The organism is Peribacillus loiseleuriae (assembly GCF_001183985.1).
In the GTDB taxonomy this organism is placed as follows: domain Bacteria; phylum Bacillota; class Bacilli; order Bacillales; family DSM-1321; genus Peribacillus; species Peribacillus loiseleuriae.
The window spans coordinates 891,634-913,325 of sequence record NZ_LFZW01000001.1 but is presented as its reverse complement, the minus strand read 5'-3'; the positions used below and the strand labels follow the sequence as shown (position 1 = coordinate 913,325).

The 21,692-nt window shown below is 37.5% G+C and carries 21 protein-coding genes; 1 reads left to right on the top strand and 20 read right to left on the bottom strand.

Features of this window, described 5'->3' with window-relative positions; all coding sequences use genetic code 11:
- Window positions 1-195 precede the first annotated feature (195 nt).
- The 10 genes from AC625_RS04085 to AC625_RS04040 form a co-directional block, all read right to left on the bottom strand.
- A complete protein-coding gene (locus tag AC625_RS04085) occupies window positions 196-1,434 on the bottom strand; it encodes an ABC transporter substrate-binding protein (RefSeq protein WP_049680118.1) in 1,239 nt (412 codons plus the stop codon).
- 187 nt (window positions 1,435-1,621) lie between these two features.
- Window positions 1,622-2,452, bottom strand: a complete 831-nt coding sequence (locus AC625_RS04080; protein WP_049680117.1) for a carbohydrate ABC transporter permease — start codon at window positions 2,450-2,452, stop codon at window positions 1,622-1,624.
- The gene (locus tag AC625_RS04075) at window positions 2,452-3,369 is read right to left on the bottom strand and encodes a carbohydrate ABC transporter permease (RefSeq protein ID WP_082190937.1); all 918 of its coding nucleotides are present in this window, start codon (window positions 3,367-3,369) and stop codon (window positions 2,452-2,454) included. Before AC625_RS04075 ends, AC625_RS04080 begins: the two co-directional genes overlap by 1 nt.
- A gap of 83 nt (window positions 3,370-3,452) precedes the next feature.
- A complete protein-coding gene (locus tag AC625_RS04070; protein WP_049680116.1) occupies window positions 3,453-4,745 on the bottom strand; it encodes an ABC transporter substrate-binding protein in 1,293 nt (430 codons plus the stop codon).
- A gap of 40 nt (window positions 4,746-4,785) precedes the next feature.
- The gene (gene gcvPB, locus AC625_RS04065) at window positions 4,786-6,360 is read right to left on the bottom strand and encodes an aminomethyl-transferring glycine dehydrogenase subunit GcvPB (RefSeq protein ID WP_049680115.1); all 1,575 of its coding nucleotides are present in this window, start codon (window positions 6,358-6,360) and stop codon (window positions 4,786-4,788) included.
- Window positions 6,361-6,386: 26 nt separating this feature from the next.
- Window positions 6,387-7,775: an aminomethyl-transferring glycine dehydrogenase subunit GcvPA gene (gene gcvPA / locus AC625_RS04060; protein WP_049680114.1), complete on the bottom strand. Its 1,389-nt coding sequence runs from the start codon at window positions 7,773-7,775 to the stop codon at window positions 6,387-6,389.
- Window positions 7,776-7,829: 54 nt separating this feature from the next.
- Window positions 7,830-8,609: an SDR family NAD(P)-dependent oxidoreductase gene (locus AC625_RS04055; protein ID WP_049680113.1), complete on the bottom strand. Its 780-nt coding sequence runs from the start codon at window positions 8,607-8,609 to the stop codon at window positions 7,830-7,832.
- A gap of 59 nt (window positions 8,610-8,668) precedes the next feature.
- Window positions 8,669-9,937 carry an ABC transporter substrate-binding protein gene (locus AC625_RS04050; protein WP_049680112.1) on the bottom strand — a complete coding sequence of 423 codons (1,269 nt, stop codon included), beginning with the start codon at window positions 9,935-9,937 and terminating at the stop codon, window positions 8,669-8,671.
- Between the two features lie 144 nt (window positions 9,938-10,081).
- Entirely contained in the window at window positions 10,082-11,224 is a 1,143-nt protein-coding gene (locus AC625_RS04045) for a response regulator transcription factor (RefSeq protein ID WP_049680111.1), read from the bottom strand.
- Window positions 11,225-11,229: 5 nt separating this feature from the next.
- The gene (locus AC625_RS04040; protein WP_245644932.1) at window positions 11,230-12,936 is read right to left on the bottom strand and encodes a sensor histidine kinase; all 1,707 of its coding nucleotides are present in this window, start codon (window positions 12,934-12,936) and stop codon (window positions 11,230-11,232) included.
- An 855-nt stretch (window positions 12,937-13,791) separates the two neighbouring features.
- Here AC625_RS04040 and AC625_RS04035 point away from each other — a divergent pair.
- Entirely contained in the window at window positions 13,792-15,747 is a 1,956-nt protein-coding gene (locus AC625_RS04035) for an FUSC family protein (RefSeq protein WP_049680110.1), read from the top strand.
- 169 nt (window positions 15,748-15,916) lie between these two features.
- On the opposite strand, the gene AC625_RS04030 is transcribed toward AC625_RS04035, so the two are convergent.
- From AC625_RS04030 to AC625_RS03995, 10 genes are all read right to left on the bottom strand, one after another.
- Entirely contained in the window at window positions 15,917-16,624 is a 708-nt protein-coding gene (locus tag AC625_RS04030; RefSeq protein WP_049680109.1) for a DUF421 domain-containing protein, read from the bottom strand.
- A 401-nt stretch (window positions 16,625-17,025) separates the two neighbouring features.
- The gene (locus AC625_RS26400; protein WP_156187411.1) at window positions 17,026-17,190 is read right to left on the bottom strand and encodes a hypothetical protein; all 165 of its coding nucleotides are present in this window, start codon (window positions 17,188-17,190) and stop codon (window positions 17,026-17,028) included.
- 190 nt (window positions 17,191-17,380) lie between these two features.
- Entirely contained in the window at window positions 17,381-17,569 is a 189-nt protein-coding gene (locus AC625_RS04025) for a hypothetical protein (RefSeq protein WP_049680108.1), read from the bottom strand.
- A complete protein-coding gene (locus AC625_RS26395; RefSeq protein WP_156187410.1) occupies window positions 17,563-17,718 on the bottom strand; it encodes a hypothetical protein in 156 nt (51 codons plus the stop codon). The genes AC625_RS04025 and AC625_RS26395 overlap by 7 nt, the downstream gene beginning before the upstream one ends.
- A gap of 385 nt (window positions 17,719-18,103) precedes the next feature.
- The gene (locus tag AC625_RS04020; RefSeq protein WP_049680107.1) at window positions 18,104-18,325 is read right to left on the bottom strand and encodes a YdbC family protein; all 222 of its coding nucleotides are present in this window, start codon (window positions 18,323-18,325) and stop codon (window positions 18,104-18,106) included.
- A 263-nt stretch (window positions 18,326-18,588) separates the two neighbouring features.
- A complete protein-coding gene (locus AC625_RS04015; RefSeq protein ID WP_049680106.1) occupies window positions 18,589-18,942 on the bottom strand; it encodes a Na+/H+ antiporter subunit G in 354 nt (117 codons plus the stop codon).
- On the bottom strand, window positions 18,920-19,204 hold the full coding sequence (locus AC625_RS04010) for a Na(+)/H(+) antiporter subunit F1 (protein WP_049680105.1): 285 nt from the start codon (window positions 19,202-19,204) through the stop codon (window positions 18,920-18,922). The genes AC625_RS04015 and AC625_RS04010 overlap by 23 nt, the downstream gene beginning before the upstream one ends.
- Window positions 19,192-19,680, bottom strand: coding sequence for a Na+/H+ antiporter subunit E (locus AC625_RS04005; protein ID WP_049680104.1), 489 nt, complete (start codon window positions 19,678-19,680; stop codon window positions 19,192-19,194). Before AC625_RS04005 ends, AC625_RS04010 begins: the two co-directional genes overlap by 13 nt.
- A gap of 189 nt (window positions 19,681-19,869) precedes the next feature.
- Window positions 19,870-21,360 carry a Na+/H+ antiporter subunit D gene (locus tag AC625_RS04000; RefSeq protein WP_049680103.1) on the bottom strand — a complete coding sequence of 497 codons (1,491 nt, stop codon included), beginning with the start codon at window positions 21,358-21,360 and terminating at the stop codon, window positions 19,870-19,872.
- Window positions 21,353-21,691, bottom strand: coding sequence for a Na(+)/H(+) antiporter subunit C (locus AC625_RS03995; protein ID WP_049680102.1), 339 nt, complete (start codon window positions 21,689-21,691; stop codon window positions 21,353-21,355). The genes AC625_RS04000 and AC625_RS03995 overlap by 8 nt, the downstream gene beginning before the upstream one ends.
- Window position 21,692 lies beyond the last annotated feature (1 nt).

The window sequence follows — 21,692 nt, the reverse complement described above, 5'->3', positions numbered from 1 at the left end:
AAGAAACTTAGGTGGGGGACAACTGCCCGTAAAAGCCCGATTGGTGAGATACAGTGAAACTTACCGCTGTGTTCTTCAGCGGTTTAGTTGAACCAATCGGGTTCGTAGTGTCGCTTTATCGAAGATTTAGCGACACTAGAACGGGACTAACAATCAGAGGGGGATGAAGACCCCCCCACTGATTGAAGTTTCACTTTATTTAGCAGCTTCATTTAGAGCTTTTTTCGGATCAACTCGTGTACTTGGATTAAAGATTTGCTCAAAGGCAAACCCTAGATTTTCTGATACTTGACTCCAGTTTTCAGTAATAAATGACGCTGGTGTATAGCCTTCACTTTGTTCTAGCATTGAGTAGAATACACTTTTAACTGGATCCTCTTGTAGCTTTTCTTCTTCTACTACACTCTTTAATACTGGTAATTCAAATGCTATTCTTTCTTTATTTGCTTCTTTTCCTGTCCAAAACTTCATAAATTCAAAAGCCGCTTCTTTGTGTTTAGAATCTTTTGACATAGCTATACCTGAAGAACTAACGATACTTACGCTCTTACCATTTTCAAAAGTAGGTATCTCAACAACACCATAATTTATACCTGCTTCTTTTAATGGGGAAAGATACCATGCACCGTTAATAAACATTCCTACTTTTCCTGATTTCATTTCAGTATCCCCTGAACCTTCAGTTGTGATGGCATACCCATCTTTTAACATGCCTTGGAACATATTGAATGTTTCAATTGATTTCTTTGAATTCACATTACCTTTTAAGTTTCCATCTCTATCTACATAAGAAGCACCGTTACCCCATAAGTACATTTCAAAATCATATGGATCAGGTTTACCAGGGAAAGCAAATCCAGTAATCTTCTTGTCCTTATCCGTTAACTTCTTAGCTGTTTCTTGAAGATCTGCCCATGTCCATCCGGCCTGTGGATATTCAAGTCCTTTTTCATCAAAAAGATCTTTATTATAGTAAACAACATGGGTTGTATAGCCTACTGGGAGTCCAAGTGTTTCTCCACCAACAGAGTTATAGTTCCATAAAGATTCATAAAAATCAGACTTGTATTCTTCTCCATTTTTATCAATATAAGAATCAAGTGGTTCTAAAGCATCCTTATATTGCGGATAGTTCCACATATACATCACATCTGGTGCATCCTTTGCACCTATACCCGCAGTGATTTTTGTGTCATATTCCCCTCCATAGGCCTCTAAAACTACTTTTATTTTTTCATGTTTATCATTAAATTCATCGATGAGCTTTTGCTGTAATTGAACATCATTTCCCACATCCCAAGTAGCAAACCTTATCTTTACTTTTCCGTCTTCTGTTGCTTCATCACCATTACTTTTTGTTGAGTTACATGCTGATAATAATAATGCTAGTGCGATAGTAAGTAGTAAAATTAATTTCATTTTGGATAATTTCATATTATCCCTCCTCTGTAGTTTATGACCTTAAGCTTTTTATAATAGACCCACTTCGCACATCGTCCGCTTCTGCTACCATACGAGAAATGAAACTGACAAAGTAAGCACAGGACGATTGGTCGTTTATATCATCAGCGTGAATGTCTCCCCGTATTTATACCTTTTCATCATTTCACACCTTTTACATTCATTCTTTGACAGATCCACCTAAAATCCCAGAGATAAAATGTTTTTGCAGTAATAAGAAAAAGATCATAATCGGAATCGTGGATAAAGTAGTTCCTAGCATCAGTTGACCATAATCGATCCTCGCCATTCCAATTAAACTTGATAATGCAACAGGAAGGGTAAACATTTCTTTTGAATTTAACGTAATAAGCGGCCAGAGTAAGCTATTCCATTGAGACATAAATAGAAAAATACCGACTGCGGCCATCGCAGGTCTTGTAACAGGCAAGATGACTGTAAAAAAAATTTTTAATTCCCCTGCCCCGTCAATTCGAGAGGCCTCCATAATTGAGTCTGGAATCGCCTTCATATTCTGCCTCATTAAATAAATAGCAAATGGAGAAGCAAGGGTTGGTAAAATAATGGCTTGATACGTATTTAACCAATTAAAGGTAACCATCATTTCAAACAAAGGAATCAATGTCACTTGTGAAGGAATCATTAATGTGCATAAAATAATGAAAAAGAAAACGTTCTTTCCTTTAAATTTAAATTTTGCAAAAGCGTATCCAGCCATTGCACTAATAAGCGTGCTAAACAATGTATAAACAAGCGCTATAAATAACGAATTCCAAAATATTCTAGCAATTCCTAATGACTCATTAAGCGTTTGAAAGTTCTTTGCTAAATAATCCCCTGGAAGAAGCTTAGGTGGAACACGAAAAATTTCTCCTGATGGCAATGTAGAACCGACAATCATCCAATAGAACGGTGCAATCGATAAGACAACGCCTGCAATCAACAAAATATAAATGATAATTTTTGAGGATATCTTCTTAGAAGCTACCATTATTCATCACCTACCAATTTCATCTGAATCCAGGAAATGATTGCCGTAATGATGACAAGCACATAAGCAATCGCAGACGCATATCCAAAGTCAAAAAATTTAAATCCTGCTTCATACAAATAAACCGTGATTGTCATCGTAGCATTATTTGGACCGCCCCCAGTCAAAATGAACGGCTCATCAAATAATTGAAGAGTACCGATTGTTGACAAGACAACCGTGAAAATAAATACTGGCTTTAATTGTGGAAGTGTAATCATGAAAAATTGCTTCACTTTACTTGCTCCATCAATACTTGCTGCTTCATATAGGTCAGATGGGATATTCTGTAATCCCGCCAAAAATATGACCATATTATATCCTGCCCATCTCCATGTCATCACAAGGATCACGGAAACCTTCGCCCAAAATGGAGTTGTTAACCAAGGGATGGAATCAACACCAAAGAGGGATAAGAAATAGTTGACGAGTCCGAAATTCTCATCTAATAGAATCATAAAAACAATCGAAGCAGCAACAAGCGCTGTGATAGCAGGCATAAAGTAAGAGATTCGGAAAAACGCCTTCCCTTTTAACATGGAAGAATGCAGCCCCACAGCAATTAGTAAAGAGAGGAAGAGCATGATAGGAACCTGCACAATTAAAATTTGAAAGGTATTTAAAAGAGATTTATAAAATATAGGATCTTGAAATAATCGTGTATAATTGGCAAATCCTATAAATGATTTCTCCACACCACGTACCTCTTGAAAGCTTAAAATAAACGATGAGATGACTGGATAAACGGTAAAAATCAAAATGAGTAGAAACGCTGGTCCGATAAAAAAATATGGAACATTTTTAGGTGTTAATAAACTCTTTCTTGTTTTGACTCGAAAGTTTGTCTTAGCATTTACAACCTTTTCTGTTTGCTCCAACCGAGCCACCTTCCTAACTTCAAGGAATTTTAGAATGAGAGAGCTAAGTGGAGTTGGAACACCCACTCTAGCTCTCTACAACACTATTTCTTTCGTTCATTTTCTAATTGTTTTTTAGCTTCATTTAATCCAGTATCAACCGCTTTATTTTCAAGTAAAATGGCTGCTTGGGCATTACTTATAAGACTGCTGGCTTTTGCAAAATTTCCGTTTACGTTAATTTGTGGAACTTGATCGACAATATCTGCAAACTTTTTAAAAATCGGACTATTGTTAAAGTACTCGTTGTTTTCAGTAAATTGTGGAGCACTATAAGTTTCCTTCAAAGATGGGAAAAGTCCATATTTTTCAAAACCTAACAGCTGTGATTCTGTATCAGTTGTAAAGAATTCAACAAAGGCATAGGCAGCCGATTGATTTTTGCTTGATGAAGGAATCAACACGGATGACCCTCCTACGTTTGCATATCTTGTGCCGCCATCAAAACTCGGAAGATAAAAAGCATCCCATTTCCCTTTCAAATCCGGCGCTTGGTCCATGATGGTACCTGCGTACCATACACCATACGGTACGGTGGCAACACTACCATTTACTGTAGCAGTTACAATTCCATCCCAACCTTTATTGTTTAAAATTAAATCCTCATCATGAAGCTTTTTGATTACTTCCATAGAACGGATAGCTTCCTTAGATTCTAGTGCAATTTTGTCATCGTTATCAAAATAAGAAAGTCCTTGCGACTGCATCATCATTTGGAAGACACCATCATAATTAGGAATATCAATTGGTAATAGCTTCGCACCAGTCGCTTCTTTAATCTTCTTCCCTGCTTCAATATAGTCATCCCATGTTTGGATGGAATTTGGATCAACATTTGCTTTTTCAAAGTAATCAACACGGTAGAACACTCCAGCAGGCCCAATATCCCATGGAGCCGCGATGAAATCTCCATCCTCATTCTGTACAGCTGCAACCTTAGCTAAATTGAACGAATCTTTGTATTTTTCATAACCAAGCTTGTTCAAATTCAAGAATCCTTGTGGAAACTGATGCAAATATCCTGGGATCCTTTCATCCTCCATTAATACAACATCCGGAAGTCCTGAGCCTCTTGCTGCTAGACCAACCGTTAACTTATCATATAGATCAGCGCTATTAAAATCCTCTACCTTTACCTCTACGTCTGGATATTGTTTCTGAAACTTCTCCACTGCTGCTTTCATAGTTGCTGCTGCAACATCCCATCCCCATACAGTAATGGATCCAGACGGGTTTTTAGAATCTCCTATTTTCCCTTCATCCCCCGCTGTTTTATTGGAGCAAGCTGACAGCAATAATAGAAGCATAACTAGCATAACCGACATATACTTTTTCATGTTTTTGCCCCCTATTTAAATGTCGCATTAACAGTTTAGATTATTTAACCAGGTCATAGGCTTTCGTATTTTTCAAATAAGTTCGCCAAGTGATACACCATTTATCTGGATTATCTAAATAATCTTGCTCGTCAATTTTGTGGATCGTACTATTATGTGGGGCAGTTTTGACGATTTCTGGATTTTCATAGGCTTCTTTAGAAATTTGTTCAAGCGCATGAATATATTCATCTAAATCCTCTTTCGAATAGGACTCAGTCGGTTCAAGGGTGAACGGTTGTTTTACGATATATGGGTGGTGGCTGGTCCAGTAGTGGAGACCAAAATCCGTCATCCTTAACGTAACATCCTCTGTTGTGACCCCTGTTTCCTGCGTCAACTGCTCCCAGCTATAACGAACTTGCTCGAGTCGATGCCCCTTGACGTACGGTGCACTAGCCCCGCGAATCGCTAAAACCTTATGATACATATAGTTATTGTTTAATACGGCCATTTTCGCCACTTCTTTAAGACCTTCAGGCCCAAGTGCGCGAATCCAAGCATAAGAACGTAATACCGTTTGAGCTACACCATGGAAAGAGCGAACCTTACCAATAGAATGCGCTAAATCATTCTTGAGCGAATATTTCCCATCATGGTATTCGACAATCGGTGCTGGCAAGTACTCCTTCAACTCTGCTGTTACCCCAAGTGCACCTGTTGCTGGTCCACCACACATATGTGGCGCAGCAAATGTTTTGTGAAGATTAAAGAAACACATATCAAAGCCTGCTTCTTTTGCTCTTGTAATCCCTAAGAGTCCATTCGCATTCGCTTGGTCGTAAAAGCAAAGACCGCCAGCCTGATGAATAACATCCGTAAATTCCTTAATTTTCGAATTGAAAATACCAGTATCTTCTGGGTTTGCGACTACAAAACCTGCTGTTCTTTCCGACACAGCTGCTTTTAACTTTTCAATATCAGGGAAGCCATTTTCATCCGGATGCAAAGTAATTATTTTATAGCCCTTTACAGCTGCCGTTGCCGCTTGAGATGGGTGGGAGAAGATCGTCGTGATGATTTCATCCCGCTTATCGCCTTCACCGTTTTGCTCATGGTATTTCCTTACAATCGAGGCCATCGCAAAAAGGGCTTGTGTCCCGCTGCTTGGCTGGAAGGAGAAATAATCCAATCCCGAAATTTCTCTCATGCATAAATCAAGTTTGTAGAAAATCTCAAGCATCCCTTGAACAGTTTCTTCATTCTGTAACGGATGAAGCTCCATCATTTTAGGATCACGGACTAACAATTCATTGATTTTTGGAATGTATTTCATCGTACAAGTGCCTTGTCCGATTTCAACATTAAAATCCGAGCCAAGCGTTTCTTGAGAAAGTCTGAGATAATGTCGTAATACACGCGCCTGTCCGATTTCCGGAAGATTTGGCTTATTCTTTCTCTGCATTGATGCTGGAATGGCCGATGTTCCATCTCCAACGGATAATGCAACGTTTTCGTTTACTGGCGGCAATTCGACTCCCTTTTCTCCAGGCTGATGGAGTTCAAAAATAATTGGTTCATTCCATTTGGCTTGGTGAAAATCCCTTGTATTGCTTTTACGTTGAATCCTTTGCATATCTGATTGCTCCTCTCTTCTTTTGATTATTTCGCTAGACTGGTCTTAAGCGCTTGCACTAAACCGTCAATGTCCTCTTTCGTATGAACCTCTGTAACACAAAATAATGCCGTTTGACCAAACTCAGGAAACTCTAGTGAAAGGTCCTTCCCGCCAAAAATCTTCTTTTCTATCAATCTTTTATTTATTTGTTCAACGGTATAACCTGTTTGATTAAAATCGACGATAAATTCTTTAAAAAACGGTGACTCAAAATGAGATCCTCTTACATTGGCAATTTGATTTAATTGTTGAACAGCATACTGGCTATTTTGCATAATGGTTTGGCCGACCTCCTGCATACCATCTGGACCAAGTAATGCTAAATAGACTCCGGCAGTAATTCCCCATAATGCTGTCTGCGTTCCAACAGACTCTTTTCCTTTTTCTCGTTGTGCAAATGAAGTTCGTTCATAAGCTACATCGCCAAATCCGTATTCTCCTTCTTTTACAGTTGGGACGATACCAAACAAACGAGATGGATATTCATTGACAAATTTCAGCTCATTATGTGTAGCAATGAAGCCTGCCTGTCCACCGCTGTAATTCATATGCATGCCAAGCGGCTGCAAATCCCCACAGACAATATCTGCACCATAATGACTCGGCGGTGCCAGTACACCAAGAGAAATTGGATCGACCCCTACAACCATTAACGATTCGTTTGCCTTTAATAAATTGGAAATCTCTTGTCCTTGCGCCTCAATAAACCCAAGGTACGATGGATTTTCAAAATAAAGGGCGGCCACATCTTCCGTTAATTTTGTTTTTAAATCTTCTAAGTCCATTGCTCCTGATTTCGTATCAAATTGAACATATTCGAATTCTAATGTTGGAGTACCATAGTTAATGATAATTTTGCTTCGTTCTGGTGCAACCGTTTTAGCTAATAAGACTTTCTTTCTTCCGGTAATACGGGCGGCCATTCGAATTGATGTTGCTGCCGCCTGCCCCCAGTCAAAGGTTGGAACATTGACAACATCCATATCTACTAATTCAGCTAGTAAACTTTGATACTCAAATAGCGCCTGGAACCGTCCATGATCCTCATACGGTTCACCTGCATACGCTGTTAAAAATTCAGAGCGTTGATTTATTTCATCACACACTGCTGGAATAAAATGCTGCCAGCAACCAGCACCTAGAAAGTTTACATATTCCTTTGTACTTGTGTTCTTATTAAGAATTCCTTCAATATGGCGTCTAAGCTCATACTCTGTTAATGCAGGCGGCAACTTTAGGTTTTCTTTAAGTTGCAATTCCTCAGGAATACAAGAGTATAGCTCCATAATCGATTCAACTCCGATTACTTTTAACATCTCAGCTTGTACTTCTGGAACCATATTTGGTATGTAAGGGTGTACCTTTTGTGACATAAAAATTACCTCCTTGTAGTCATATAAAATGAATTTTAGTTAAAGTAAAAAAAATTAAGCTAATCCTCCGCCATCTACAATTAAGTCTGTACCTGTTACCCATGCTGATAAGTCACTTGCAAGGAATAAAACTCCTTTTGCAATATCCCTCGGCGTTCCAAGTCTTTCTAAAGGTCGTCCTTTTGCAGAAGATACTAAAAATGCATCCTCTTGCTGTTTCAATTGCTTTGCTTCTTCCCTTAATAACGGAGTATCAGTATCACCAGGACAAATACAATTCACCCGAATATTTTGCGGTCCATGATCGATTGCCATTGCCTTCGTTAAATTCACAACTCCGGCTTTCGCTGCGCAATAAGCGACTGCTTGATCTCCACCTTTGATTCCCCATCCAGAACCGGTATTAATGATACTTCCTCCACCACTCTCCGCCATAAGAGGAATTAAATATTTTGAAAGGAGATAAACCCCTTTTAAAGAGACATCAATTACTAAATCCCAATCAGATTCTTCCAAATCAACAACTGTTTTTCTTCTAATCACACCAGCATTGTTAAAAAGAACATCGATAGTCTCGTAATTTTTTTCGATATAATCTCTTACGGCGATACAATCGTTCCCCTTTGTAACATCACATTTTAAGAACTCAACCTGATAATCTTTCTTTTGCAGCTCAGCGACAGCCTTCTTACCGTTTTCTTCATTAATATCAAGCATAATGACCTTTGCACCGACTTCTGCCAAAAGTGTTGCTGTAGCTAGACCTATCCCTGAAGCTCCTCCTGTAACAACGCACACCTTATCCTCTAAACCAAAATAATCTTGTGTTAACATCCTTACCCCTCCTAAAATCATTTAGTTAATCTATTTTTGAATAATCATAAATCTCTTTTTTACTGCCTTAGATATTTCTCAGAATCCTTCACAGCATTATTCAATAATATATTTGCATCTTGATTGAGCATGGTGGCATTTATTGCTGCAGATAAATTCCGATTGATTGCATCCCAATTCTTAGTAAGTAGAAAGGCTGGGGTACCATTCGATCTTTCAAGCATTTTGTAGAAAGGTTCTATTAATGGATCTTGTTCTGTTTTCATTTCTTTTACTAAACTAATGCGGACAGGTAAATCAGCCTTCCTCATTTTTACTACTTCTGGTGAATTGTAAAATTTCACAAATTCCCATGCTAAATCTTTATTCTTTGAATCCCTGGCGATCGAAACCGCAGAAGAAGAAATAACACCTTTCACTGGTTTTCCGTTAAATGCAGGCATTTCGACTGTTCCAAAGTTTATATTGGCTTCTTTAAATTCTACTAATGACCAAAATCCACTTTCCCACATCGCAATCTTGCCTGCTATAAAATTCTCCTCACCGCTTTGTTGATTTTTACCATCTACTAGAACAGCACTTGTATCCTGAATCATATCTGCAAGCATGCTTATCGATTCAATGGTTTCTGGGCTATTCATATATCCATAAATACCCATTCCATCATCACTTATAAAGCTTGAGCCATTACTCCAAACGATCCCTTGAAGATCGTACGTATCTGGTTCTTGTCTTACCCCAAATCCATACTGCTCCTTAGTGGGGTCCGTTAATTTCTTTGCTATCCTCTTAAAGTCATCCCATGTCCATCCATCCTTTGGATAGGGAAGGTTTGCTGCATCAAATATATCTTTGTTATAATAGACCACCCTTGTTGTGAAACCTGCCGGGATACCATACAGTTTCCTATACATCGTCGAATGGTTTAAAAGCCCTTGATAATAATCATTCATGTTTATAAAGGGATCTCTGTTAATAAAATTATCTAGTGGTTCAAGATCGTGAAAATAGGCCGGAAAATTCCACATATACATGACATCTGGAGGATTTTTTGCCCCAAATGAAGCAGATAGCTTTTGATCAAATTCATCACCATAGGCTTCGACTTGCACCTTTATATGTGGATTCTTTACTTCAAATTTTTTAGCAATTGTTTTTTGAATTTTTAAAGCCTCTCCTGAATCCCAAGTAGCAAAACGAAGGACAACTTTATCTTTTTGTTCCTTCCTAATTTGATTAGGCTCGCTCCTATTAGAATTATTAGTGGAACAGGCAGCAGTTACGAAAACTAGCATGATTACTAAAAATGTTATCCAAAACTTCTTCATCGTTCGCTCCTCTTTTTTCTTTACAACTAGTAGTAACCGCTTTCATTGTAACTTGAATGAAAGCGGTCTAGAACTTAAAATCATCCTATTCTTTTTGTAATATTGTTTGAACTTTCATGAAATTCTAAGTGACGGGGAAATTTGTTAGCTTACATTCTTCTTTTTGTTCTGTCTATATTCTGAAGGTGCACTTCCAATACATTTTTTAAACCATTTACTGAAATACTTCCCATCCTGAATGCCTATTTTTTCGCCAATTTCTTGTAAAGGAAGCGAAGTATTTTCAAGAAGATTACATGCAGACTGAACTTTAAGCTTTTCGATAAAGGTGATAAAGTTTTCTCCCACTGTCTTTTTAAACATGGTGCTAAAGTGACTCCGGCTTAAGCCAACTTCATTTGCAACATAACTTGATGAAAGAGGTTCATCTAATTGTTGGATGATGATTTGAACAGCCTTTTGAATGGGGAATGGCCAATCATCCATCGAAAGCTTAAATTGTTTTTCAAATTTGAATTTATGGTATAGATTACTAACCCCTTCCATCCACTCATTCATACCTTGATTTAGACCATTCACCTTCCAGCGAATTGCAGGATCAATGGTCCTAGCCTCAACTAGAAGATGCTCAAAATCTTCTTGTGCTTTTTCTGGAATAAAAATAAATAATTGGTCCTGACCACAGTATATTTTCGCAAATTGTTTTTCATCAGAAGACCATTTGTTATGAAATAGTTCATTATTATTAAGTCCGTATACTAAATAAATATAAAAGGATTTCTGCATCCATTGCCAATCTTTAAAAAACAGCTCCCCTAATAGCTTCGGAAAAAAATTATCAAAGCCACATAACCATTCATAAAATCCCTTGACTAGATTAGCAGAACTAACAGGAGTTTGGATATTTGCATGGTTAATTTCATTTTCAAAGCGTCCAAGATATTCTTCAAAATCCTTGTCTTGAAATGCTGTTTTCAAAAGATATCCCGAAGCCCCAATATTCAATCCCTCTTGTGCAAAAGTGAAATCTCGATGGCAGCTTAACAACAATATTTTGGTTGCTGGGGAAATTTGTTTGATGTTTCTGGCAAGCTCAATACCATTCATTTCAGGCATAACTATATCCGTTATCACTACTTCAGGAGAATGCTCCTGAAACAACTCCCAAGCCTTTTGTCCGTTAGGGGCATCAGCAATAACCTCCATACCAAACTTTGCCCAGTCGACCGTTGCGATTAATCCTTTTCTAACAATGAGTTCATCATCTGCAATTAATACCTTTATCATCGACGTTATCTCCTTTTCGGCAGTTTTATAGTAAAAATTGTTTTTACACCAATGACTGATTCGATTGACAGGCCATACTCCATTCCAAAGTGAAGCCTCACGCGTTGATCAACATTATAAACACCGATTCCTCTCCCTTTATCATTTTGATGTTTTGGGATAAGAAGCTTTTCAATAATCTCCTGATTCATTCCTTTTCCATTATCGGTTAAGATAATTTCGAGATGTTCAGGTTTAGCCATAACCACAAGTTCAATTGTCCCCCGACCATCTTCAAATGCATGGAAAAAGGTATTTTCAAATAACGGCTGAAGTGTCATCCTTGGGATTAAATAGTCAAGGCATTCCAAATGGACATCCTCGATATATTCAAATGTTTGTCCATAACGTATTTCTTGGACCTTTAAATAATGCTTGATTGTCTGGAGCTCCTGTTTTATTGGAATTAACTCGTCGGAAAAATTTAAATTTTCATGAAGCACCTCAGTCAAATGATAAATCATCTCTTGAACTTCCTTTGCTCCTAGCAGCCTTGCCTTCCATTGAATAGAGTTTAAAGTATTAAATAATAAATGCGGATTTATTTGATAATGGAAAGCTCTTAATTCTGCCTGCCTTTTTAAACGTTCAGTCGTGCTAATTTGCTCGATTAACTCCTTAATTTGATTGACCATATCATTAAAGCTTTGGGCTAAAACCCCTACTTCATCATGAGAGGTAACTGTTATCTGTGTATCTAAGTTTCCTTCACTGACCCGCTTCATCGAGGATGTTAGACTTTTAATCCTCTTTGTAAGTGGAACGGAAAATACGACAGCCAGAACATAAACAAGAATAATTGAAAATAAAATAGCCAAAATGGTATATCGATAAATAACATTGGATGATTGATAATAATATTCTTTGGGAATGCGAACATGGACATCCCATCCATAGGCATCAAATTGATTATTCCAGACTATATCTGTTTTCAATTCCTTTGGTGCGTTTTTCGTTTTATAGACTACCTGATGCTTACCATTTTTCAGAGTGATAGAAGAATGTAGCTTATTTTCAAGAAACCCAATATAAGAGAACAGCTCCTCAGCATTTGTTTCTATTAATAGTTTACTCCCCTTTAATACTCCAAATTGACTTTCAATAGGCACAACAAGCCCCATTATTTTTTCGTTTTTTTCACCCGTGTAATAATGATCAGAATTATAAAATCCTATCCACAGATCTCCTTCTTTAAGGCTATTAATTTCTTTCCAAAAAGATTTTTGAAGGAGCTTATGTATATCTAGGCGATTATTCCCATAATAGTAGCCTGTATTGGTAATTAAATAGATTCCTTTAGTGTTATACGTCTTATGTGCCTCTAAATATCTTTCAAAGTTTTTGATTTCAATAAATTCAGTATAACTACGAGGGATTTCCTCCTTTAATATAACCAGAGTTGGGTCCGATAAATACTGATTGATATCCTTCGAAACGACATACATTTGCTCAAATGTATTTTCGATTTGTTTATCAAGCTGAGAAACAGCAAATTGCTCATACTCATTATATTGTTTATTCACAATCTCAGAAGACTTCCCATATGATAGAAATCCAAATAAAAGCAATGGAAATAGAGCAACAATTAGAAAAAACAGCACCATCTTCGTACGAATACTGCCGAAAGAAAAGAATATAAATTTTACTATCCGTTGTTTAAAGATATTCCTCACGCCCATCACCTGATAAATAAAAGTAATTAACCTAACCCCATACTATCAAAAATTCCAAAAATAAAGAGTGCTTCTTGAAGTTCACTTAAGTTTCTCTTAAATATTCATTTTCTGGTAACTACTCAGATCTTGGAAGTAAGAAATCTGGAAGGCTGGAAATGCTCTTCTTACACACTAACACCTTAATTGACAAATAGGAATACCAACCTTTATATCCTCCGTAATGCCCAATCTCCAACAATATCCTTTTCTATTACGATTTCCATGTGAAATACATTTACAGTTAGGACGAACTTCTAATGTAAGAAGTTCATTTTTCTTCCCCCTTTTCCGCACATCCATTTACGTCATCCAAAATCATGAGGAAGAATCATAAAAAAACTTCCCTTTCTAATACGCAAAAAATAGCACATTATCTCAGAAAAGTATAGATTTTTTTCCGAAGGAATTTGTTCAGGATCCAATTTAACATTTCTCCTTGAATAAAAAAATGCCCCGCCTTGGTCCGCATTAGACCGTGTCTAAGATTCGGAGTGTAGTTTAGTAGGAAGGCTCTAACTTCTTAAGTAGAAAATTAAACGAATTTATTATCTCTATACATCAGACCTTTTATTTAGGACCATTTGCTAAAGCCCATTCATCTTTTCTCCGCCCTTTCTGCTTTCCACTTAAATGATGGCTAATTACCTGGATCTTAATTGGCAAAAAAATAAACCTACACTACTTTATCCCCTTCCATATTCGTTATAGCTTTCCTTACTTTTAAGTCAGAAAGATTTATTTCTAGACACATAGGAAGTGTACAAACAAGGGAAGATTAAACATAACTTCCAATGAAGATAAGGAGACTTCATCATGTCCAAATATGAAAAAATAAATCCCTCGCCTAAATCAAATTCGCTCGTTATGACGATCAAACAAGCATTTGAGTTAAAAAGAAATCCACTTCCATGGACAAATGCATTTTGCGCTGGACTATGTGCAGCCTTACCTAGTTTGATTGGCTTGATACTGGGGAATTTTCAATACGGCTTGTTGGCTGGGATCGGAGGCTTCACATACCTTTACGTTTTTAATGAGCCCTATGCGCAAAGAGCGAAAAAGCTTTTTTCTGTACTTTTGAGCCTTACTTTCGCCGTTGGATTAGGAACACTTGCCGCCCCTTCCCCGATTCTGTCAGCACTAATAATAGGTGGTATTGGAGCTGTCGCAACGTTTATTTTTGGAACCTTAAGAATTCCAGGACCAGCCGCAGTCTTTTTAGTTTTAGGTTTTGCCATGACGACAGGAATGCCGATAGATCCATCGCTTGCTCCGCTTCGAGCTGGTCTTATTTTTCTTGGAGGGGCTTTATCGTGGTTGATTGCTATGTTCGGCTGGTTTTTCAACCCACATGGACCTGAAGCATCGGCTGTAAAACGAGTATATCGAGAGTTGGCAACTTTCCTCGATTCCGTAGGTACGAAAACATTTAATGATGCTAGAGAAAAAACAGTTGTAGCGATGAAAGAAGCAAACCATACACTTATTTCAGGGTATGTTTCTTGGCAAAGCTCCGATATCTATAAGCGGTTGTACCTATTAAATGAACATGCAAGTACTATTTATTTAGAAGTTCTTGACCGTTCAGTAGAAAAAAATAAAAAACTCCCGTCAGAATTAGGAGAATCCGTTAGAGCTCTAACAAGCTCTATTGAACCTTATAAGAACAGCACCCCTGATAGAATTTTTCAACCAGATCAGGATGATGAAGCCGTGGACCATTTATTCACAAGCATTTATAATGCAGATGCCATCTTGAATGAACCAATGTCTAAGATTGATCGAGAAATACAAATTACAAAACAGTCCATTAAAGCCATTTTTTTAGGTGCTTTTGATAAAAATTCAATTGTCTTTCTATCCGCGCTAAAGTACGGAATTATTCTTACGATTGCTGCCCTGATTGCCTACGCATTTGAATTTAATCGATCCTATTGGATTCCACTTTCCTGCGCTTCCGTTCTATTAGGTTCGACCATTATGAGTACCTTCATCCGTGCGATTCAAAGGTCAGTAGGGACCATTGCTGGCGTTGTAATAGCTAGTCTAATTCTTTCCATTCAACCAGAAGGATTTTTGATTAGCATCATCATCCTGCTTTTAACATTCTTAACCGAACTATTTATTGTACGTAATTATGCCCTTGCTACTATGTTTATCACACCAAATGCTTTAGTGATGGCAGAAAGTACATCGCAGATGCATAACATGCCATTTTTCGCTACAACACGTATTATCGATATTATAATTGGCTGTCTGATTGGTCTACTAGGAGTATTAATGGTTGGTCGGACATCTGCTTCTGGTCTTCTCCCTCATTTAATAGCAAAAACGATCCGAAGCCAGGCACAGTTATTACTCATGCTGTTTTCTGAACAAAGAAAAGACTTTAATTTTGAAAAAAGCCGAGTACATATTAAAATGCATACCAATCTAACCAATTTAAGAACGGTTTATACGACAGCTTTAGGTGAGCATCCAAGCAATAAAAAAAGTTTAGCGTTTTTCTGGCCCGTGATATTCTCGATCGAACAGTTGGGATACTTACTAGAATCCTCCCTGAAAGACTTGAACCGGCCTGTTCTTTCTGACGAAAAACTGTCCCGATTTCTGTATATTTTAGAAACTCTGTCACAAACTGCAGAACATCATCGCCCTTATGTAGTAAAGGATGTTCCTGATATTAGCGGATTTTCCAAAATTCAAAAGGAGATTATTTCCTTACAGAACGCGCTGAAAGTTTGTGAAAAAAATCAAGTAATCAGTTGAATCATTTCCAATATTAAAAGATTAGGCAGTAATAAAAAGGATAATATGCTTAAAGTATAATGACACAAATCCAGAAAATCCATTTTTAAATGAGTACATTCGAAGAGGGTGCCCCAATCGTTTGGGACACCCTCTCTTCACCTTCAAGAATTCACTCTATTTGACATAATTAAGAGATGTGTAAAAAAAACTTTATGTGATCGTTTTGGTCGATTGTGGCTAGTAATATTTCTTTTACGTCTAGATTGTATGTATTCCTAATTGTATTAATCAGCCATAATTCATCTTTGCCGATTCGATTTAATTCATTATGATCAATCTTTCCTTCTTTTATGATCGTTGTTGGATAGTGAAAGGCCTTTGTTTCTATATGTAAATCAGATGGAGTTACGGCTTGATATTGTGGGTTCATAAAAAAAGAAATCGTACCATTCGGTTCCCATAATGCCAATGATACTTTTTTAGGATCTTCAATTTTCTCCTTCCGCAATTCAGTTAACAATATATCGATATTTATCCTCGCCCTATTTAAGCCTTGAGATATAATTTCTCCATTTTCAATAAGGGGGAATGGTGGCGCCTCAACGAATTTTCGAAACGTTCCCCATTTAAGACTTAAGAAAACCCCAGCCAAATATAACAAAACCAATACAGTCATTGTAATCATCGACCCTTTCAAACCTAACTCTGGATCTGATAAGGGGTGAGCAATAATATTGCCAATTATTAAGGCGATAATATAATCAAGTAATCGTAACTGAGAAAGGGATCGTTGCCCCATGAACTTTGCAACAAAGAGTAAAAAGAAGAAAGAAACAATGGCCCTCAAGATCCACTGAATTCCGGTAAGTGATTCCTGGCTTTGGAAAAAATCCATACAAACTCACACCCTCATTTTCTGTTATATCAACGATTTATTGTTATTATTAGCTAAAAGGTAACAAATATGAGGATAAAATGAACTGAATATCGGAGAAAAGTGCAGACAAAAGAAGGTGTCCCATAACGAGATACCTTCTTAATGAAAAGTTTATTATTAACTCCTGTTCTAAAGTCGAATCATAATGAAGAAAAATTATTCAATCCTTGAAGAAAGGTTTATAATCATACCAAATCGGCAAGATCACGTAGAATTTTGTTTTTTTTGAACATATTATCCTTTGACTGCACCCATTGTTAAGCCCCTAGCTAATTGTTTCTGTGTGAACCATCCTAATATTAGTACAGGCAGTACGGATTCGGTTGCTTCTGCTGCCATCTTTGCTCAGAACAAACCTCCTATTGGGTCATGAAAGATGACATATAGACTGGAAGCGTTGCTGCATCTGTGTAACTCATGCTAACAACAGTAAAGAAAAATTCATTCCAAGCAAATGCCATAGATAGAAGTGCTGTCGAAGTCAAGCTCGGTCTTACTAATGAAAGAACTACAGTAAGAATCATTGTAATCCAGTTGCACCATCCAATTGGGTTGCCTCTATAATTTCGTACGAAGTATCATCAAAAAATGATCGCATCATCCATATTGTCAAAGGTACATTCATACCAGCGTAAAGAATAATTAAACCTGTTAAGGAATCTAATAAATGTAAATTTTTAAGGATTAAATATAAGGGGATAATAACCCCAGTGACTAGGGTAGAAATAAACCAGAATGAAAAGTCATCTCTTCTTTATATTTCGGGTTTCCATAGGTGGAAATACGTGTTCCTGATGGTGCCTCCTGTTTCGCCGACTTTTCAATATACTCTTTGCTTGTTGCCCACTTAATAACTTCAAATGCCTCATCTTTATTTTTACTTGCTGATTCAATAGCTAACAACCAAGCATATAACCAACCATTATTATCTTTAGCTTGCTTTGGAGCAAATTATAGACAATTTTGCCAACTACTTGAGAATTATCTCGGTTATTCAAAAATCCTGCTGCAACAGATGCATCGTACCACATTGCTGCTTTACCAGTGGACATAAGAATTAAAACTTCCATGAAACCTGTACTCGTAGCACCTGGCTGCCCTGCATCATGTAGTAAATCAACATAGAATTGAACGGCCTTTTTTGTATTTTTACTATGATTCTCCTCCTGAACCTTTTTTGGTTACGCTTTCAAAAATTGTTCTAACAGAGATACTTAAGGTGGAATGCACCTTAGTTGTCAAATATTTGTCTTTCCGTCTTATGACAAAATTTCACGGTGAATACATATAAAAAAATTAAATTAATTAACTCATATAGAAAAATAAGGATATACTTTAAAACATCATTCAAAAACAGAAGGAGCATAACACTCCTTCTGTTCATAAAAAAAGATACCTGTTACATCATTTCCAAGTAGCAAATAATATGATTGAAACCTACAACTCCAAACCATTCAACAAATTTCTCAACGCCTTTACCTCATCCAGTGTTAAAGTGAGCCCCTTCCCCATCTTTTCATGTTCAGGTGCCCAATCTCGTAGATCAAATTTTGGTTCTTTTCCATTCCAGCTGATCAGATTGAGTTCTTTGTTCCACCCTTTAGGGGATTGCGAGATGGAGCCAATGCTTTCTTTGATTTCATATTTTATTTCCACCATACATATACCTCCTAAAACATAAACTTTCCTTATTCAATTTCGTTTCCCTTTAAATATTCAAGGAAGAAAAATAACAAAACAACTTTGTGTTAAAACGCCACTAACTAGTATTAAAAACGACTTATTTATCATTGGGAAACCAGATTCAATAAAATGGAAGATAACATCTACATTTCACAATAAGCCACATATAACAAAAATTATTCCAATTAATCAGGTATAGCCTTTAAATGAACGTCTCTCTGTCTCAATCCAAAAAGCAGTCAGTCTCTCTTCAAAACTTCTTTCAGGTCATCTTGAACACTTTCTTTAGCCAACTCTACATTTGAGCGGTAAGCAGCTCGGCAAATAAGATGAGCCGCAACCGGAGCAGTTAGGAACACAAAGAAAATGCCCAAAATCAAGCGGATACTAAAATATCCATCGGTTATCCAGAAATAAAGTAATGCCCCGAGAAGCGTACAAAGGACACCTAAAGTTGAACTTTTGGATGCTGCATGTGAACGGGTATACACGTCAGGTAATCGGATTAAGCCGACTGCACTAAGAAAGCTGAAGATCGTGCCGACCAAAATAAGGACAGCAGCAATTACTTCACTTGATACGTTTGCGTTCAATGACAACACCTCTTTCGATAAATCTTGCAAAAGCAATGGTTCCGACAAACGAAAGAATACCGAGTATTAAGATGATTTCTAATAAAGCATGAGTATGAAACAAAACAGAACAAATGGCTACTCCTCCAATTAAGCTAATGCTTATTGTATCTAACGCCTGAACTCGGTCAGGCATGGAAGGCCCCTTTATTACCCGGTAAAGAGCAACCATCATAGAAAGGGTCAAGAAAAATAAAGAAATCATCAAGATTAATTTGAACATTTACGAGTCACATCCTTAATGGCCTTCTCAAATACTTTACTCGACTTAATAACGGCATCGCTCGATTCTGGAATGTCCATCGCATGAATGTAAAATACCTTCGAGTCCGAAGAAATTTCAACCACAACAGAACCTGGGGTCAAAGTCAGAAGTAAGGCGAGTAGTGTAACTTCCAAATCCCCTTCTAAATCCGTTTTCAAGGAGAAAATTCCCGGAGTAATATTGATCCTCGGCCGTATCACTTGTCGAATCACAAGCACACTTGACGTGATCAATTCTCGAATGAAGACGAGAAATAATTTCAAAATAGAAAGAAAAGTACTCAAATAAAAGGATTGAGGAAAAAAGCGACGCATCAGAAACAGAACAAGCATCCCAACTAAATAGCCGCTAAAAAAAGTTAACACGCTCCATTCATCTTGGAGAAACATCCATAAAAGAGCAATAAATAGATTGATTAATACTTGGAAAGGCATATTCATTCACCCCTTTCAATCATTTCAAAAGATACATTACAAGTGCCTCGATCAAACTCTGCAGGCGTGTTTTTACTAACTTTACGCAATCATCTTTTTCACAAGCTAGGCGCTAAATACGGACAGACGAATTAGCTTGTAGCTTGCCTACATTATTTCGAATAATTTCCTAAGCAATAACACCTTATCCTAAGGAGTCACATTTCCCCGAAATACAGCTTCGATATAAAGTTTCGGATTCATTAAACTTTCAGTCGCAAGATTCACATATTCGATAATACCCTCTGCCCCTACTCCTAGAACAATGGTTGCAACCGTTAGAAGGCCTATAGGGAACATCAATCCCTTAGTTGTCCCTTTTTCCATCTCTTCACTTAAGTACGTTTCACCCCAAAAGCCGTTCATAAAGATTTTCATAATAGAAAACAAAACCATTAAGCTCGTAATGAGACCAATTGCACCAAGCCAATAGTACCCTGTTTCAAACGTCCCTTGAGTAATGTAAACTTTGCCAAGAAAACCACTCAATGGTGGAATCCCTGAAAGTGATAGTGCGGCGATAAAGAACAGCCAGCCTAAATATGGATGTGTGCCGATGAGTCCGCTGATTTCTTTGAGCTTACTCGTTCCAGTAAGATGAATCATCGTTCCTCCAATTAGGAAGATGAGGGCTTTAATAATCATGTCATGAATCAGATAGTAAATGGAGCCAGTCATAGCCACCGGTGTAAAGGATGCCAAACCTGCCATAATGAAGCCTACCCCTACCATGACGTTATACGTAAGGATCTTTTTAATATCCCAATAAGCAATTGCTCCGATGGCCCCTAATAGCATCGTCAATGCACCTAAAACGCCAATAATTAAATGAGTGATTTGTGGCTCATGATAAAATACAAGCGTGAACATACGGAATAAGGCGTATATCCCTACTTTTGTTAATAATCCTGCAAAAAGCGCAGCGATGGCAGTTGGCGGGGCACTATAAGAGCCTGGCAGCCAAAAGAATAGGAATAGGGCAGCTTTCATACTAAATACAATTAAAAACAAAATCGCAACGGTTGTCATGAGTCCATCCTGTCCTGCTTCGGCAATACGCACAGACAGATGAGCTAAATTCAAGGTCCCTGTCATCGCATACAAATACGCAATCGCCACCAGAAACAGGAAGGACGAAACGATATTTGTCAGAACATATTTAATGGACTCCCGTAACTGTTTTTTTGTCCCCCCTAAGGTAATAAGCACATAAGACGAGATCAACATAACTTCAAAACAAACGTATAAGTTAAATAAATCTCCAGTCAAAAAGGAGCCATTAACCCCTGTAATGAGGAATAAAACCATCGGGTAAAAATAAGACGCTTCACGCTCTTTCCCAATGGAACGGAAAGCAAATAGTAAACAACAGAACGAAACGACACTTGTTGTGAGAAGAAGCAAGGCGGAAAACATATCTGCCACCATGCTAATCCCAAAAGGCGCCTGCCATCCACCTAACTGAAGGGTTTGGATCCCCTTCGCTCTAATTTGCGCCATCAGAAAAACAGATACAGCTCCAGTTGCTAAAATGGCAAAGATACTAAAAGCCCGTTGAAACCGAATATTTTTCCGAAAGATAATCATAATCATCCCAGTAAGTAACGGTATAATAATTGGTAGTAGTACAACATTATTCATCTTCATTACCTCTCAATTGCTCCGAATCATCCGTGCCTACAACTTGATACGTGCGATAACATAGCACTAAAAAAAGCGCAGTCACTGCAAAATTAATGACGATTGCTGTTAGAATTAACGCCTGGGGTAAGGCATCTGTATAAGAAAGGTTATTCCCTCCTAATAGCGGGAGACCACCTTTCTTTAGTCCACCCATCGTAAGAATGAGTAAATTGACCCCATGACTGATTATGGATGCTCCTAATACGATCCTTAACAAAGTTTTCGACAAAATTAAATACGTGCCTATTGAAAATAATAGTCCAACAAGGATAGACATTAATGTTTCCATC

Coding starts and splice junctions, on each gene's coding strand:
- AC625_RS04085 (WP_049680118.1), bottom strand. CDS start 1,434: ATGAAATTATCCAAAATGAAATTAATTTTACTACTTACTATCGCACTA.
- AC625_RS04080 (WP_049680117.1), bottom strand. CDS start 2,452: ATGGTAGCTTCTAAGAAGATATCCTCAAAAATTATCATTTATATTTTG.
- AC625_RS04070 (WP_049680116.1), bottom strand. CDS start 4,745: ATGAAAAAGTATATGTCGGTTATGCTAGTTATGCTTCTATTATTGCTG.
- gcvPB (WP_049680115.1), bottom strand. CDS start 6,360: ATGCAAAGGATTCAACGTAAAAGCAATACAAGGGATTTTCACCAAGCC.
- gcvPA (WP_049680114.1), bottom strand. CDS start 7,775: ATGTCACAAAAGGTACACCCTTACATACCAAATATGGTTCCAGAAGTA.
- AC625_RS04055 (WP_049680113.1), bottom strand. CDS start 8,609: ATGTTAACACAAGATTATTTTGGTTTAGAGGATAAGGTGTGCGTTGTT.
- AC625_RS04050 (WP_049680112.1), bottom strand. CDS start 9,937: ATGAAGAAGTTTTGGATAACATTTTTAGTAATCATGCTAGTTTTCGTA.
- AC625_RS04045 (WP_049680111.1), bottom strand. CDS start 11,224: ATGATAAAGGTATTAATTGCAGATGATGAACTCATTGTTAGAAAAGGA.
- AC625_RS04035 (WP_049680110.1), top strand. CDS start 13,792: ATGTCCAAATATGAAAAAATAAATCCCTCGCCTAAATCAAATTCGCTC.
- AC625_RS04030 (WP_049680109.1), bottom strand. CDS start 16,624: ATGGATTTTTTCCAAAGCCAGGAATCACTTACCGGAATTCAGTGGATC.
- AC625_RS26400 (WP_156187411.1), bottom strand. CDS start 17,190: ATGATTCTTACTGTAGTTCTTTCATTAGTAAGACCGAGCTTGACTTCG.
- AC625_RS26395 (WP_156187410.1), bottom strand. CDS start 17,718: ATGTCCACTGGTAAAGCAGCAATGTGGTACGATGCATCTGTTGCAGCA.
- AC625_RS04020 (WP_049680107.1), bottom strand. CDS start 18,325: ATGGTGGAAATAAAATATGAAATCAAAGAAAGCATTGGCTCCATCTCG.
- AC625_RS04010 (WP_049680105.1), bottom strand. CDS start 19,204: ATGTTCAAATTAATCTTGATGATTTCTTTATTTTTCTTGACCCTTTCT.
- AC625_RS04005 (WP_049680104.1), bottom strand. CDS start 19,680: ATGCCTTTCCAAGTATTAATCAATCTATTTATTGCTCTTTTATGGATG.
- AC625_RS04000 (WP_049680103.1), bottom strand. CDS start 21,360: ATGAATAATGTTGTACTACTACCAATTATTATACCGTTACTTACTGGG.
- AC625_RS03995 (WP_049680102.1), bottom strand. CDS start 21,691: ATGGAAACATTAATGTCTATCCTTGTTGGACTATTATTTTCAATAGGC.